Source organism: Pseudomonas sp. LRF_L74 (genome assembly GCF_965644255.1).
In the GTDB taxonomy this organism is placed as follows: domain Bacteria; phylum Pseudomonadota; class Gammaproteobacteria; order Pseudomonadales; family Pseudomonadaceae; genus Aquipseudomonas.
Map to the genome: position 1 here is coordinate 272,368 of NZ_CBFFRH010000001.1, position 14,911 is coordinate 287,278.

Below are 14,911 nucleotides of genomic sequence, written 5' to 3' on the forward strand. Positions count from 1 at the left end.
GGAACATGCCATGCGCCGTTCACTGACCTGCCTCGCTTTCGCGGCCCTGTGCCTGCCGCTCGGATCGGCCATGGCCGACAACACCGTGCGCAACATCCTGTCTTCCGGCGCGACCACTGCCTCGACCTACGTCACCTTCAAGGACCACAAGCTGATCGTCGCCGCCCAGGACGACGCCGGGGCCTTCGTCGCCAGCGATGGCAAGGTTCGTGGCGCTTACCTCGAGGCCGCGCTGGATCGTGTACGCAGTGACAACCCCGGCCTGCAGGCCAGCGATGCCGAGTTGGCGCAGGCGATCCTGATCGCGGAGCCAGCCGCACAGTGATCTCACCCAGCGGCGCTTCGACGATGCGAGGCGCCCTTCAGCTCTGCAGCAGCCTGACCAGCTGTGCCCGCTCCAGCGCCGTACGACTCTCTTCATACCAGGTCGGGATACGCTCCTTCAGCCGATCCTTGATCGCGTCGAGCTTGAACGGCTGGGTGTAGCGCTTCTTGCGATAGGCGTAGATGTAGTACATGCCGTCGCGATAGAGGATGCGGTCGAAGGTGTAGAAACCGATGTTCGAACCGTTGCAACGTGCGGTCAGCACCACGTCGCCTTCCTCATAAGGCAACGCGCCCTCGGCGCACTCGTAGGTGAAGAACTCCCGGACCTCGTCCCAGCCTTCGCCGTCGCCACTGCTGGCCAGGTAGCGCTGGGCCTGGACCTCCGACTGGCGGGCATGGTCGCTGTACCAGATGAACAACGGCAGGCTCTGGTTCGACTCGTCGCCCAGCCAGCTCTCGCCATCGGCGTATTCCGAGGTCCGCGCCAGGCCGGCCTGCATGCGCCGGTGGGTCAGGGTGTAGTCTTCCAGCGCGGCCTCGAAAGCCGGCGCGTCACTGCACACCAGCACGCCGGGCGCGGCGTTGAGGACGGCGATTTTCTGCAGATACTGCGCATAGAGCGCGGCATCTTCGATCACCACGCAGGTATCGCGGCTCAGGCCCATGCCGATATCGGTGAAATTGGCGCTGCCCAGCAGGACCTGGTTCGGCTCGATCAGGCACAGGTTCCAGTGGATGCTGGCCTGATAGCGGAAATCCACCGCCAGCCGCAGGGCCGTGCCGCCATGCAGCAAGCAATGCTCGATGAACGCGGGCGAGGTGAAGGAGTTGCTGGTGCCGACCAGCAGGTCCAGGCGGTTGCCGTTGGCCAGCAGGGTATCGAGCAGGGCCTCGGTGTCACTGGCGAAGGCCGATACCAGGGTGATTCGCCGATCGCGCACCTCGCTCAGATACTGCTTGAGGCTGCGCTGTTCATCGAGGATCTGCATGGGGGCTCCGGATTATCGGGGTGATCGGCGAAGAACCGAGGATACGCCCGGCGGCCAATGGCATCCAGCCCGAGACCATGGATGCTCGGAGCGAGGCAATTACGATGGCCGTGCCAACCGCAACACAACCGCGCAGGACGAGCCGGGCAAAACGGCACTATAGTTGCCCGCTCCGGTCCCATTCCTGTTCCGTTTCCTATCCCAACCTGGCAAGGAGTCACCATGAGCAAGGTCCATCACGTCGCCGTTATCGTCGGCAGCCTGCGCAAGGCGTCGATCAACCGCAAGCTGGCCTTGGCGCTGGCAGAGCTGGCGCCGCCCTCGCTGAAGCTGGAAATCGTCGAGATCGGCGACCTGCCGCTGTACAACGAAGACATCGATGTCAGCCCGCCACCCGCTGCCTACACCGCCTTTCGCGAGAAGTTGAAGGATGCCGACGCGGTGCTGTTCGTCACCCCCGAGTACAACCGCTCGGTGCCGGCGCCGCTGAAGAACGCCATCGACGTCGGCTCGCGCCCCTACGGCCAGAGCGCCTACAGCGGCAAGCCAGCGGCAGTGGTCAGTGCCTCGCCCGGCGCCATTGGCGGTTTCGGTGCCAACCATCACCTGCGCCAGTCCCTGGTGTTCCTCGACATGCCGGTGCTGCAACAGCCGGAATCCTACCTGGGCGGCGCCGGCAATTTCTTCGATGAGAGCGGCAAGCCCAACGACAGCATCAAGGGTTTCCTGCAGAAGTTCATCGACACCTTTGCGCGCTGGGTCGAGACCAACGCCAAGCCGTAACGTCGGCAGGCGGCTGGACGAGCAACGTCGTCCAGCCGGCGGCATTCCGTGCCTGCCGTATGCCCCGCCCGAAGCCCGTCGCACGCTTCATCCACATGTGGCGTCCTTCGGTGCGGAGACTTCACCACTGCGGGCGATCTCGATCGACTTGCCGAGCGTTCTGGTCGAAGCCCTATGGCACAGGGTGATGACCGTGCTGCCGTTGCTGCCGCCGTTGGAGTAGAAGCTGAGTGTGCTCACTGCCTGGCCGGTAGCGCGAGCCTGGATGTGCGCGTTACCCAGACCATCGCGATGGCGCAAGACACTCCCGTCGCGAGTCTCGACCTCCAGCGTGCCGGCCCAGGCATCGCTGGCCGAAGCACTGACCGTGATGCGCTGCCCCCGGCTGATCGCCTGTTCACGTGCGTACTGCAGCAGGCCATACAGCTCGTTGCTCGAGGCATGGATGGCATTGCGTCGTAGCCGCTCGCCCATGCCAGGTATGGCGATGGCCACAATAATCGCCAGCAAGGCGACCACGACCCTCGTTTCCCCGGCCAGTGTCCTGCCCGTGCTCACATCGATACCACTCGGATTCGAAGACTGGCGCCGATGATAGACGGGGCGTTCCCTTAAGAATGATTCCGACCGGTAACGATACCGATACAGGCCGACATGAAGTTGCTTCGTTACACACCTGCGCGGGTTAGGGCACGCGCCTCAAGCGGCGAGCAAAGGCGGCATGGGGCAACCGATGGTATCGGCGACGGCACGCACCAGCTCGGCTTCGGCGGCACCGATGCGGCCGTCATGCGTCACACACACAGCCATGGCCTGGAGCAATTGCGGCTTCTGCAACGGCTGTAGCCCTGCCAGGCGATCGAGGGCCAGGTCGAGGCCTTTTACCCCCTCCCCCTGGCGCAGCGGCAGCGACTCGAACGGCAATTGCGCACTGGCGGCAATGAACGCCTCACGGCACTGTTGCGTATCGCCATGGCCGGCGCGGGCCAGTGCGCCGAGCAGCAGCGCCACGTCGTCGGCCAGTTCCAGCAGGTGATACTTGGCGGTATGCCGGCGCGGTGGCTCGATATTACGCTCGACGATGCGCAGCAGCGTCCACTCCAGCAGCTCGACCTGGCCATCGGCCCTGATCAGCAGGAGCAGATTGGCCTTCAGGCGGGCGACTTCCGCAGCCGGCAATTGCTTGAGGGCCGGAATCGCCAGGTCCAGCAGAGGCAAACGCTGACCAGGCTCAAGCCTGAGCAGTTCGCCACGCAAGCTGCCAAGGACGCCAAACAGCGCCGGCTCGATTTCCGGACGCAGCAATTCGAGCTGTGTGGCCAGCAACTCGGGCTCGCGCTGCAGCAGCAGGCCGAGGACCAGCGCCTGGGCGCCGATGGTACTGTGGGCGGCGCTCTTCAGCGACGCGGGCAGGCTATCGAGGGCCTGCCGGGCGTATTGCAAGTGAGTGGCCTGCGGATCGCCGATCGCACTGATCGAGCGATCCATCGCAACCGGGTTGTAGACCGCCGCGCTCATCGCCACGGCGACACCGAGCGCCTGTTGCATCCGCGTGTCGGCAGCGGCGTTCTCGGGCGCCAGGTGCGCTGCGCGGAACGCTGGAAAAGTGCCGTCCCAGCCCGGCTCGATGCGCCGGATACGTTCCTCCAGCGGCGGATGGGTCGCCATCATGCCGCTCAGGGACTGGCGGGTACCGGCGCCGAAGAACAGGTGGCTGAACTCGGCCGCGTGACGGTCCCGCAACTGCGAGCCCGCGACCGTGGCGCCGATCTTCTTCAGCGCGCCGGCAATGCTGTCCGGGTTACGGGTGAACTGCACCGCCGACGCATCGGCGAGAAACTCGCGCTGGCGGCTGACCGCCGCCTTGATCAGGTTGCCGAAGAACGTACCTGCGTAGCCCAGCACCACCAGGGCGACACCGGCCAGTACAAGGGCCAGGCCGGCATTGCCATTGCGCTCCGAGGAGCGATTCGAGCGGCTGGAGGATGAATGGCCCAGGCTGCGCACGATGGCCTCGCCGATCAGGCCGATCAGCAGGATGCCGTGCAGGATCGCCACCAGTCGGATATTCAGGCGCATGTCGCCGTTGAAGATATGGCTGAACTCATGGGCGATCACGCCCTGCAACTCTTCGCGGCTCAGCGCCTGCACGGCGCCACGGGTGATGCCGATCACCGCGTTCTGCGGCGTGAGGCCGGCGGCGAAGGCATTGATCGCGTCGTCGTCGAGGAGGTACACCGGTGGCACCGGCGTGCCCGAGGCAATGGCCATTTCCTCGACCACATTGAGCAAACGCCGCTCCTCGGGGCTTTTCGCCTCCAGGTTGACCAGCCGCCCACCCAGGCGCTCGGCGACCCTGGCGCCGCCACCGCCAAGCTGGGCCTGCTTGTACAGGCCGCCGAGCAGCACCACGCCAATCACCACAGCCGCCACATACATGACCAGTTCGGGGCCTGGCCGGACGTGCATGTCGGCGAATTGCAGGGCAACGATCAGGGCAATGGTGGCCAGCGCGACCAGGCTGACCACCGCCAGGGTCATGAGCAACACCAGCCGGCCGGTATTACGCCTGGCGCGGTCCTGTTGTTCGAAGAAGTTCATAGCGATCCCAGAACCGGATGGGCCCTACCTGCCGCCGTTAAAACGAAACCTTCGGCGCGGCCTGGATCGCCGCGCTGTCCTCGAACTCCAGCAGGGCGGCGTCCTTGCTGTGGCCGAAGAAGTTGGCCAGGACCACCGGCGGGAAACTCTGCTTGTAGGTGTTGTACTCGGTGACCGCGTCGTTGAATGCCTGGCGCGAGAAGGCGACCTTGTTCTCGGTGCTCGCCAGTTCCTCGCTGAGCTGCTGCATGTTCTGCGAAGCCTTGAGGTCCGGGTAGGCCTCCATGGTCACGTTCAGGCGCCCGAGTGCGCTGCCCAGCTGGCCTTCGGCAGCGCCAAGGCGGGCCATGCTCTGCGCATCGCCAGGTTGGGCCGAGGCGGCTTTCAGGCCAGAGGCGGCGGCATTGCGGGCAGCGATCACGGCTTCCAGGGTATCGCGCTCGTGGGCCATGTAGGCCTTGGCGGTTTCCACCAGGTTGGGAATCAGGTCGTAGCGGCGCTTGAGCTGCACCTCGATCTGGGCGAAGGCGTTCTGATAGCGGTTGCGCAACGCGACCAGGCGGTTGTAGATACTGATCAGCCCGAAGACCAGGACCGCCAGGATAACCAGAATGACAATGCTCGAAATCGACACGGCGATCTCCCTATCCGATACGCAAGAGCCGCGATCTTAGCTCAAAGCCCATGCCGGGCATAACGACCCTGTCGTCAACGTCAGCTCACACGCCCAACCGTCCATCGCTTCCCCGATGATTCCTGCTGAACCTTTGCTTATTCCTCCCAGTCGGTTTCCGTAGGCCCACGACATTTCTCCGCGAGCAGCCAATCATCACCGCACAGCGATCAACAACACAGGACCCAGGTGCGCCGCCGTCTCGGCGGCGGCGCACCTGCGAGAGCAGGAGCGAGGCGTATGCCGCACGCCCACCCCCAATCGCATTCTCCTGAAGACCGCACTCGCAGTTCCTACCGTAACCGCTACCCCACCATGCGCTGGCATTTCGCCGGGCTGCGCCTGACCAAGGAGTCCTGACATGGCATTGGCCATCTGCTACCACGAGCATTACCGGCAGCACGACACGGACGCGTTGCGCGAAGCCGTGCTGCTGGGTTTGGCCGGCGCGCCCAAGTCGGTCCCGCCAAGATTCTTCTATGACCGGCGCGGACTTGAGCTTTACGACAAGATCTGCCGACTGCCGGAGTACTACCAGAGCCGTACGGAAGAAATGATCCTGCGCCTGGCGGCCAACCAGATCGCCCACATCGTCGGCCCCGGCAGCAGCCTGGTCGAGCTGGGCTGTGGGACCGGCCGCATGGCGCGCTTCCTGCTCGATGCGCTGCGCCCGGCCCGCTACCTGGGCATCGATATCTCCCACGACGACCTGCTTGCCGGCACCCATCGACTGGCCGCCGACTATCCCTGGCTCGAAGTCCACGCGTCCTGCGCCGACTTCAGCCAGCCGCTGGACCTGCCTACGGCCATCCTCGGGCGGCCGGTACTGGCCTTCTTCCCGGGCTCGGGCATCGGCAACTACGACCTGGAAGAGGCCAGTGCCCTGCTCCGCAACCTGCATCAGGCGCTGCCGGAAGGGGCCGGCTTGCTGATCGGCGTGGACCTGGTGAAGGACAAGGCAACGCTGGAAACCGCCTACAACGACAAGGCCGGCGTCACCGCCGCGTTCAACCTGAACATGTTGCAGCGCATCCGCAACGAACTGGACAGCGACATCGATCCACGCCGTTTCGAACACCTGGCCTTCTATAACCAGGGGGAGTCACGCATCGAAATGCACCTGCGCAGCAAGCAGGCCCAACAGGTGTGGATCGAAGGCCAGCGCTTCGACTTCGCCACGGGCGAAACCCTGCACACCGAAAACGCCTACAAATACACGCCAGCCACCTTCCGTGAACTGGCCGCGCAATCGGCTTTCCACTCCGAGGCAATGTGGGTCGACCCGTGGAAGCTGTTCAGCGTGCATTACCTGCGCCGCGAGTGACGCGCAAAAAAAGCCCACCGGGGGAAGTGGGCCAAGGGCAATAAACGGGCAGCGGGGGAGCTGCCTAATGCGCTCGAAGGAGCAAGACGAGCGCGTGGAGGAAACTAGGCGACCAATGTGTCGCGGTGACGCATGCCCAACTCGAAGCGCCAGATCGACTCGCTGGCCAGGGCCGCACCACGACTCATGAACGGACCCGCCATGACCCGACCGTCGACCAGCACATACCAGCAGGCGATATGGCCCGCGGCACGCAAGGCAGCCGGCAAGGCGCTGCCAATCTGGGACATGATGCTGACGTTGGGCATGTCGCTCTCCGACCGTGGGGTGGTGTGGGCTCCACTTTAGGGGCCGGGTCGGATCAGCGGAAATCAGTCGGCTCGATAGTGGATATCGAGGGAGTGACTTCGAGACAGCACGCGCACACCGTTTCGTAGGGTGGATCGGGGCGCGTAGCTGACGCTCTTTTCATCCACCAAGGCGATGCGAGGGTGGACGGGTGAAGCGTCGTCCACCCTACGGGCTACACCGCGTCCCCCAACAAAAATGCCGCCAACCGGAACGGTGGGCGGCATCTTGTCGAAGCGAACAACGTCAGGCCTGGATCGCGCCTTTGAGCTTGTTCATCGCGTTCTTCTCCAACTGGCGAATACGCTCGGCGGAGACGTTGTACTTGGCGGCCAGGTCATGCAAGGTCGCTTTTTCCTCGGCCAGCCAGCGCTGCTGGAGGATGTCGCGGCTACGCTCGTCCAGGCTCTCCAGCGCCTCGTTGAGGCTGGCGTTGGAGCTGTCGCTCCAGTCCGCGTCTTCGAGCTGCATGGCCGGGTCGTAGCGATGGTCTTCCAGGTAGTGGGCCGGCGACTGGTAGGCGCTGTCGTCGTCGGCATCCGCCGCCGGGTCGAAGGCCATGTCCTGGCCGGACAGGCGGCTCTCCATCTCGCGCACTTCGTGCGGCTCGACGCCCAGGCTCTGCGCCACGGCATGCACTTCATCGTTGTTCAGCCAGGACAGACGCTTCTTCTGGCTGCGCAGGTTGAAGAACAGCTTGCGCTGGGCCTTGGTCGTGGCGACCTTGACGATGCGCCAGTTGCGCAGGATGAACTCGTGAATCTCGGCCTTGATCCAGTGCACCGCGAAGGACACCAGGCGCACGCCCATTTCCGGGTTGAAGCGCTTGACAGCCTTCATCAGGCCGACGTTGCCTTCCTGGATCAGGTCGGCCTGGGCCAGACCATAACCCGAGTAACTGCGAGCGATATGTACGACGAAGCGCAGGTGCGCGAGCACCATTTGCCGGGCCGCTTCCAGATCTTGACTGTAGAAGAGGCTGCCAGCCAGCTCGCGCTCCTGCTCGGGCGTCAGCAGGGGAATGCTGTTCACCGCATGCACGTAGGCTTCCAGGTTTGCACCGGGAACCAAGGCATGAACAGGTTGCAGAGAAGTGGTCATTTAAAACCTCCGGTTTACTGAATTCGTACGCTTTCGCGCCGCAAGATAGGACAGCAGGGCTGTGGATAAGTTTCTTGCAGAGCTAACGATTTAGCACGAATACTATTTAAAAACAAACGCTTGTTATCGGGGCGCCAGCTCACTCAAGTGCCGCGCCACCGCCAGCCAGGCGCCAATATAGCCCAGGAATACGGCACCGAGTAGCAAATAACAGCCCTGCTCGACCGGCACGCCGCCAAGGGCGAAGTCGCTGCCGTACAACCCGGCCAGGCGCACCACCGCATCGTTCAGCCAGTCCAGGCCGAAGGCCAGCACCGCCCAGGCCAGCACACCGGCGCCGACGCCATAGATCGCGCCCATATAGAGGAAGGGACGGCGAACGTAGCCATCGGTTCCACCTACCAGCTTGATGACCTCGATCTCGCTACGACGGTTCTCGATGTGCAAGCGGATGGTGTTGCCCACCACCAGCAGCAGCGCCAGGATCAGCAGCAGCGACAAACCGAAGACGAAATGCTGGCCCAGCTTGAGGATCGCGGTCAGGCGCTCGACCCACTGCATGTCCAGTTGCGCCTGCTGCACGCCGCTCAGCTCCGAGAGGCGCTGGCGCAGCGCTTCCAGTGCGGCCTTGTCGACTTCCTTCGGGGTGACCACGATCACGCCGGGCAGCGGGTTTTCCGGCAGGTCGCGCAGCGCTTCACCAATCCCGGACTGTTGCTCGAACTCGGACAGCGCTTCGGCACGGCTGATGAACTCGGCCTCGGAGACGTCCGGCATGCCGGCGATCTCGTCGCGCAACGACGGCCCAACCGACTCGCTGGCATCCAGCTTCAGGTACAGGGAAATCTGCGCCGCGCGCTGCCAGGAGCCACCGAGGCGCTCGACGTTATCCAGCAGCAGCGACAGGCCCATCGGCAGCGACAGGGCGATGGCCATGACCAGGCAGGTGAAGAAGCTGCCAATCGGCTGGCGAGCCAGGCGGCGCAGGCTGTCGACCAGGCTGGCGCGGTGGCTTTCCAGCCAGGCGTGCAGCAGGGTGGTGAAGTCCGGGCCGTCGCTGATTGGCTTGTCGGCCTTGGCCTTGACCGCCCCGACACGTTCGGCGGCCTTGGTGTTGCGTTGCGTCTCGCTCATCAGCTCGCCTCTCCATCGCCGATCAGGCGGCCGCGTTGCAGGGTCAGCATGCGGTGGCGCATGCGCGCGATCAGGGCCAGGTCGTGGCTGGCGATCAGCACGGTGGTGCCCAGGCGGTTGATGTCTTCGAACACGCCCATGATCTCGGCGGCCAGGCGCGGGTCGAGGTTACCGGTGGGTTCGTCCGCCAGCAGCAGGGCCGGGCGATGCACCACGGCACGGGCGATACCGACTCGCTGTTGCTGGCCGGTCGAAAGATCCGAAGGGAACTGCTCGGCCTTCTCGGCCAGGCTGACGCGCTCCAGCGCCGAGCTCACGCGCTTGGCGATATCGTCCTTGGACAGGCCGAGGATCTGCAGCGGCAGGGCAACGTTGTCGAACACGCTGCGGTCGAACAGCAACTGGTGGTTCTGGAACACCACGCCGATCTGCCGGCGCAGGAAGGGAATCTGCGCGGTGCTGATCTGGCCCAGGTCCTGGCCGGCCAGCAGCAGCTTGCCGGTGGTCGGCCGCTCCATCGCCAGCAGCAGGCGCAGCAGCGTGCTCTTGCCAGCGCCGGAGTGGCCGGTGACGAAGAGGAACTCGCCACGGCGCACGCGGAAACTCAGTTCATGCAACCCGACATGGCCGTTGGGATACCGTTTGCCGACCTGCTCGAATCGAATCATCCCTTGTCTTTCTCCGCGAACAGGGCCTGGACGAAATCCTGCGCCACGAAGGTGCGCAGGTCGTCGATGCCCTCGCCGACGCCGATGTAGCGGATCGGCAGGTTGAACTGCTTGGCCAGGGCGAAGATCACCCCACCCTTGGCCGTTCCGTCCAGCTTGGTCAGCGCCAGGCCGGTGAGGTTCACCGCCTGGTTGAATTGTTTGGTCTGGTTGATGGCGTTCTGCCCGGTACCGGCGTCGAGCACCAGCAGCACTTCATGGGGCGCGGTCTCGTCCAGCTTGCCGATGACCCGACGAACCTTCTTCAGTTCTTCCATCAGGTTGTCTTTGGTGTGCAGACGACCGGCGGTGTCGGCGATCAGCACGTCGATGCCACGGGCCTTGGCCGCCTGCACGGCGTCGAAGATCACCGAGGCCGAGTCGGCGCCGGTGTGCTGGGCGATCACCGCGATGTTGTTGCGCTCGCCCCACACTTGCAGTTGCTCGACCGCAGCGGCGCGGAAGGTGTCGCCGGCGGCGAGCATGACTTTCTTGCCTTCGCCTTGCAGCTTTTTCGCCAGTTTGCCGATGGTGGTGGTCTTGCCCGCGCCATTCACGCCGACCACCAGGATCACGTAGGGCGCCTTGGCCTTGTCGATCACCAGCGGCTGCTCGACCGGCGCGAGCATGCCCGCCAGTTCCTCCTGCAACGCCTTATATAAGGCACCGCTGTCGGCCAGTTCCTTGCGCGCCACGCGCTTGGTCAGGCTCTGCACGATGGCGGTGGTCGCCTCGACACCGACGTCGGCGGTGAGCAGGCGGGTTTCCAGTTCGTCGAGCAGGTCGTCGTCGATGGCCTTGCGCCCGAGGAACAGGCTGGCCATGCCTTCGCCAAAGCTGGCGCTGGTCTTGGCCAGGCCCTGGCGCAGGCGGGCGAACCAGCCGCCACGGTTGTCGCCGGGCTTGGCTTGCTCGACCACGGCGCTGGGCTCGTCGACGACTGGCGCGCTGATCGCCGGCTCAGGCTCGCTGATCGGTGCTGGTTGCGGCTCATGGACCGCGTGAAGCACATCCTGGCCCGCCTCGATGGCCGGGCGCAGCGGCGCGGCGGGTTGCTCGTCGGCCATCGCCGGAGCGACCGGGGCCGGCTCGAACGTGGGCGCATCCGCATGCGGGCGATGAGGTTCGACCGATGCCGGAGCAGGCGTTTCAGGCCCGGCAGGCGCCTCATGTGCGCTCGGTTCGACCGAGACAACCTCAGGTTCGGCGGGGGCGGCGGTGGGGGTTTCAGGGGCTTTCTTGCGGAACCAGCCGAACAGGGATTTCTTCTCGCTCGTTTCGGCCGGAGTTTTCTTGTCGTCGTCGGAACCAAACATGTTTCGTCTACATCTCAGAGGGGCGCGCTTTTGAGCCAGAAGCTGCTGCGCCGCCCCGGAAAAGGATGGGGTATCCTACACCTCTTCGCCCGCCGGCGGTACGACCGCCCCGAGTAGTCCAACAGGTCAAGAATCCATGAATCGAGTCGCCCGCCGCTGTGCCGGCCTGCTGTTTTCTGCCTTAATGCTCTCCCTCGCGGCCCAGGCCGCCGACCCCCAAGCCACCCATGAATTCAAGCTGGACAACGGCCTCAAGGTCATCGTCCGCGAGGATCATCGGGCGCCGGTGGTGGTGTCCCAGCTCTGGTACAAGGTCGGTTCCAGCTACGAGACGCCCGGCCAGACCGGCCTGTCCCACGCCCTCGAGCACATGATGTTCAAGGGCAGCAAGAAGCTCGGCCCCGGCGAGGCCTCGCGCATCCTGCGCGACCTCGGCGCCGAGGAAAACGCCTTCACCAGCGACGACTACACCGCCTTCTACCAGGTGCTGTCGCGTGATCGCCTGCCGGTCGCCCTGGAGCTGGAGGCCGACCGCCTGGCCAACCTGACCCTGCCCGCCGACGAGTTCTCCCGCGAGATCGAGGTGATCAAGGAAGAACGTCGCCTGCGCACCGAAGACCGGCCCAACGCGCTGGCCTATGAGCGCTTCAAGGCCATGGCCTACCCGGCCAGCGGCTACCACACGCCAACCATCGGCTGGATGGCCGACCTCGACCGCATGAAGATCGAGGAACTGCGCAAGTGGCACGAGGACTGGTACACGCCGAACAACGCCACCCTGGTGATCGTCGGCGACGTCAGCCTCGACGAGATCAAGGGCCTGACCCAGCGCTTCTTCGGCGCCATCCCCTCGCGGCCGACGCCGCCAGCCAAGCTGCCGCGCGAGCTGGCCGAACCGGGCGAGCGCAAGATCACCCTGCACGTGCAGACCCAGTTGCCCAGCCTGCTCTACGGCTTCAACGTGCCGGGCCTGGCCACTGCCGCCAACCCGCGCGACGCCCACGCTCTGCGGATGATTTCCGCTCTGCTCGATGGCGGCTACAGCTCGCGCCTGCCATCGCGCCTGGAGCGTGGCGAGGAACTAGTCTCTGGAGCTTCCAGCAGCTACGACGCCTTCGCCCGGGGCGACAGCCTGTTCCTGATCAGCGCCACGCCCAACGTGCAGAAGAAAAAGACCCTGGAGCAAGTCGAAGCCGGCATCTGGCGCCAGCTCGATGACCTGAAGAAAACCCCGCCCAGCGCCGATGAACTGCAACGCGTGCGCGCCCAGGTGATCGCCAGCCTGGTCTACGAGCGCGACTCGATCACCAGCCAGGCCAGCACCATCGGCCAACTGGAGACCGTCGGCCTGTCCTGGGAACTGATGGACAAGGACCTGGATGCCCTGAGCGCCGTCACCCCGGCCGACATCCAGCGCGTGGCGCAGACCTACTTCACCCGCTCGCGCCTGAGCACCGCCTACATCCTCCCTGAACAAGCCGTCGAAGGAGCCCGCCATGAGTGAGCGCAACCTGCCGCGCCTCAGCGCTCTCGCCCTGGCCGTCCTGCTGGTCGCCAGTTGCGCCAACACGTCGCAGCAGCAGGCACAACCCGAGTCCGTCGCCGCAGCCGCCTCGAACAAGATCGAGACCCTCGCCGCCCTCGACGACAAGGCGCCCAGCCATCGCCCGTTGAACATCCAGAGCTGGAACACCGCCGAAGGCGCCAAGGTGCTGTTCGTCGAAGCCCGCCAGTTGCCGATGCTCGACCTGCGCCTGACCTTCGCCGCCGGCAGCAGCCAGGACGGCGGCACGCCGGGCCTGGCCGCGCTGACCAACGCCATGCTCAACGAGGGCGTGCCGGGCAAGGACGTCAGCGCCATCGCCGCCGGCTTCGAAGGCCTCGGCGCCGATTTCAGCAACGGCTCCTACCGCGACATGGCGGTCACCGGCCTGCGCAGCCTCAGCGACCGCAAGCAGCTCGACCCGGCCTTGAAACTGTTCGAACAGGTGATCGGCCAGCCGACCTTCCCTGCCGACTCCCTGGCACGGATCAAGAACCAGTTGCTGGCCGGCTTCGACTACCAGAAGCAGAACCCCGGCAAGCTGGCCGGCATCGAGCTGTTCAAGCAGCTCTATGGCAATCACCCCTACGCCCACCCGGCCGAGGGCACCGAGAAGACCATTCCGTCGATCAGCCGGGCGCAACTGCGCGCCTTCCACCAGAAGACCTACACCGCCGGCAACGCGGTGATCGCCCTGGTCGGCGACGTGTCGCGCGAAGAGGCCGAGAAGATCGCCGCCCAGGTTTCCGCCTCGCTGCCCAAGGGCGCGGCGCTGGCCAAGATGCCCGTGCCGCAGCAGCCGAAAGCCGGGCACACGCACATCGAGTTCCCGTCCAAGCAGACCCACCTGATGCTCGCCGAACTGGGCATCGAACGTCGCGACCCCGACTATGCCGCGCTGTACCTGGGCAACCAGATTCTCGGCGGCGGCGGTTTCGGCACCCGCCTGATGAGCGAAGTGCGCGAGAAGCGCGGCCTGACCTACGGTGTGTACTCGGCCTTCACCGGCATGCAGGCCCGTGGCCCGTTCCTGATCAACCTGCAGACCCGCGCCGAGCTCAGCGAAGGCACGCTCAAGCTGGTGCAGGACATCCTCGCCGACTACCTGGCCAACGGCCCGACCCAGAAGGAACTGGACGACGCCAAGCGCGAGACCGCCGGCAGCTTCCCGCTGTCCACCGCGAGCAACGCCGACATCGTCGCCCAGCTCGGCGCCATGGGCTTCTATGACCTGCCGCTGAACTACCTGGAAGACTTCTCCGCCCAGGTCCAGGCGCTGACCGTCGAGCAGGTGAAAGCAGCCATGGCCAGGCACCTGAGCGCCGACCAACTGGTGATCGTCAGCGCCGGCCCGAGCGTGCCGCAAAAGGAACTGCCAGCACCGACCGACCATCCAGTCGAACAACCCCTCGGCGTACCGGAGCACTGATGCGCAAGCCTACGACAAGCAAGCCCGACCACGGTGGCAGCGGCCAGCTGCGCATCATCGGCGGCGAATGGCGCAGCCGCCAGTTCAACTTCCCCATGGCCCACGGCCTGCGGCCGACGCCGAACCGGGTGCGCGAGACCCTGTTCAACTGGCTGGCGCCCTATGTCGAGGGCGCCAAGGTGCTGGATTGCTTCACCGGCAGCGGCGCGTTGTACCTGGAAGCGCTGTCGCGCGGCGCCGCCAGCGGCCTGGCCCTGGACAGCAGCCCGGCGGCCATCGCCAGCCTGCGGCAGATCCTCGCCACCCTGCGCTGCGAAAACGGCCAGTTGCTGCAGGTCGACGCGCTGGCCTATCTGGATAAATCGCCAGCCAGCCCTTATGACCTGGTGTTCCTCGACCCGCCGTTCGGCAAGGACCTGCTGGCACCGGCCTGCGCCCGGCTGGAACAGAACGGCTGGCTGGCCGAGCGGGCCTGGGTCTACTGCGAAAGCGAGAGCGCGCCGTCCAGCCTGGGCCTGCCGGGCAACTGGCGGCTGCATCGGGAGAAGAAGGCCGGGCAGGTGCATTATTCGCTGTGGGAGCGCAGCGAGACGTGAACGGCGTTTGCGCCCAGCGCTCCAGCCCCCGGCGCTCTTG

15 protein-coding genes are annotated in these 14,911 nt (G+C 65.3%); 6 read left to right on the forward strand and 9 right to left on the reverse strand.

What is annotated here, in order from left to right; genetic code table 11:
• The first annotated feature begins 10 nt into the window (after positions 1-10).
• Positions 11-325, forward strand: coding sequence for a DUF2388 domain-containing protein (locus ACSZPK_RS01320; RefSeq protein WP_437879597.1), 315 nt, complete (start codon positions 11-13; stop codon positions 323-325).
• A gap of 37 nt (positions 326-362) precedes the next feature.
• On the opposite strand, the gene ACSZPK_RS01325 is transcribed toward ACSZPK_RS01320, so the two are convergent.
• Positions 363-1,316 (reverse strand): phospholipase D family protein, encoded by a 954-nt coding sequence (locus tag ACSZPK_RS01325; RefSeq protein ID WP_437879598.1) that lies wholly within the window; start codon positions 1,314-1,316, stop codon positions 363-365.
• A gap of 222 nt (positions 1,317-1,538) precedes the next feature.
• Here ACSZPK_RS01325 and ACSZPK_RS01330 point away from each other — a divergent pair, with 222 nt between their 5' ends.
• Positions 1,539-2,099 carry an NADPH-dependent FMN reductase gene (locus tag ACSZPK_RS01330; RefSeq protein WP_437879599.1) on the forward strand — a complete coding sequence of 187 codons (561 nt, stop codon included), beginning with the start codon at positions 1,539-1,541 and terminating at the stop codon, positions 2,097-2,099.
• Between the two features lie 87 nt (positions 2,100-2,186).
• On the opposite strand, the gene ACSZPK_RS01335 is transcribed toward ACSZPK_RS01330, so the two are convergent.
• From ACSZPK_RS01335 to ACSZPK_RS01345, 3 genes are all read right to left on the reverse strand, one after another.
• The gene (locus ACSZPK_RS01335) at positions 2,187-2,618 is read right to left on the reverse strand and encodes a GspH/FimT family pseudopilin (RefSeq protein WP_437879600.1); all 432 of its coding nucleotides are present in this window, start codon (positions 2,616-2,618) and stop codon (positions 2,187-2,189) included.
• A gap of 180 nt (positions 2,619-2,798) precedes the next feature.
• A complete protein-coding gene (locus ACSZPK_RS01340) occupies positions 2,799-4,700 on the reverse strand; it encodes a M48 family metallopeptidase (protein WP_437879601.1) in 1,902 nt (633 codons plus the stop codon).
• 37 nt (positions 4,701-4,737) lie between these two features.
• A complete protein-coding gene (locus ACSZPK_RS01345) occupies positions 4,738-5,334 on the reverse strand; it encodes a LemA family protein (RefSeq protein ID WP_437879602.1) in 597 nt (198 codons plus the stop codon).
• 400 nt (positions 5,335-5,734) lie between these two features.
• Here ACSZPK_RS01345 and egtD point away from each other — a divergent pair, with 400 nt between their 5' ends.
• Positions 5,735-6,697, forward strand: coding sequence for an L-histidine N(alpha)-methyltransferase (gene egtD / locus ACSZPK_RS01350; RefSeq protein ID WP_437879603.1), 963 nt, complete (start codon positions 5,735-5,737; stop codon positions 6,695-6,697).
• Between the two features lie 104 nt (positions 6,698-6,801).
• Here egtD and ACSZPK_RS01355 read toward each other — a convergent pair whose 3' ends face one another.
• The 5 genes from ACSZPK_RS01355 to ftsY form a co-directional block, all read right to left on the reverse strand.
• Complete coding sequence (locus ACSZPK_RS01355; RefSeq protein WP_437879604.1) at positions 6,802-7,005, reverse strand: hypothetical protein; 204 nt, start codon at positions 7,003-7,005, stop codon at positions 6,802-6,804.
• A gap of 286 nt (positions 7,006-7,291) precedes the next feature.
• Positions 7,292-8,146, reverse strand: a complete 855-nt coding sequence (gene rpoH / locus ACSZPK_RS01360) for an RNA polymerase sigma factor RpoH (protein ID WP_437879605.1) — start codon at positions 8,144-8,146, stop codon at positions 7,292-7,294.
• A gap of 123 nt (positions 8,147-8,269) precedes the next feature.
• Entirely contained in the window at positions 8,270-9,280 is a 1,011-nt protein-coding gene (gene ftsX, locus ACSZPK_RS01365) for a permease-like cell division protein FtsX (RefSeq protein WP_437879606.1), read from the reverse strand.
• Positions 9,280-9,948: a cell division ATP-binding protein FtsE gene (ftsE, locus tag ACSZPK_RS01370; RefSeq protein ID WP_437879607.1), complete on the reverse strand. Its 669-nt coding sequence runs from the start codon at positions 9,946-9,948 to the stop codon at positions 9,280-9,282. Before ftsE ends, ftsX begins: the two co-directional genes overlap by 1 nt.
• Positions 9,945-11,303: a signal recognition particle-docking protein FtsY gene (gene ftsY / locus ACSZPK_RS01375; protein ID WP_437879608.1), complete on the reverse strand. Its 1,359-nt coding sequence runs from the start codon at positions 11,301-11,303 to the stop codon at positions 9,945-9,947. Before ftsY ends, ftsE begins: the two co-directional genes overlap by 4 nt.
• 136 nt (positions 11,304-11,439) lie before the next feature.
• Between ftsY and ACSZPK_RS01380 the strand changes: the two genes are divergently transcribed.
• The 3 genes from ACSZPK_RS01380 to rsmD are packed head-to-tail and all read left to right on the forward strand — an operon-like array spanning position 11,440 to position 14,871.
• The gene (locus ACSZPK_RS01380; protein WP_437879609.1) at positions 11,440-12,807 is read left to right on the forward strand and encodes a M16 family metallopeptidase; all 1,368 of its coding nucleotides are present in this window, start codon (positions 11,440-11,442) and stop codon (positions 12,805-12,807) included.
• Positions 12,800-14,275: a M16 family metallopeptidase gene (locus ACSZPK_RS01385; protein ID WP_437879610.1), complete on the forward strand. Its 1,476-nt coding sequence runs from the start codon at positions 12,800-12,802 to the stop codon at positions 14,273-14,275. The genes ACSZPK_RS01380 and ACSZPK_RS01385 overlap by 8 nt, the downstream gene beginning before the upstream one ends.
• Positions 14,275-14,871, forward strand: coding sequence for a 16S rRNA (guanine(966)-N(2))-methyltransferase RsmD (rsmD, locus tag ACSZPK_RS01390; protein ID WP_437879611.1), 597 nt, complete (start codon positions 14,275-14,277; stop codon positions 14,869-14,871). The genes ACSZPK_RS01385 and rsmD overlap by 1 nt, the downstream gene beginning before the upstream one ends.
• The last annotated feature ends 40 nt before the right edge of the window (positions 14,872-14,911 follow it).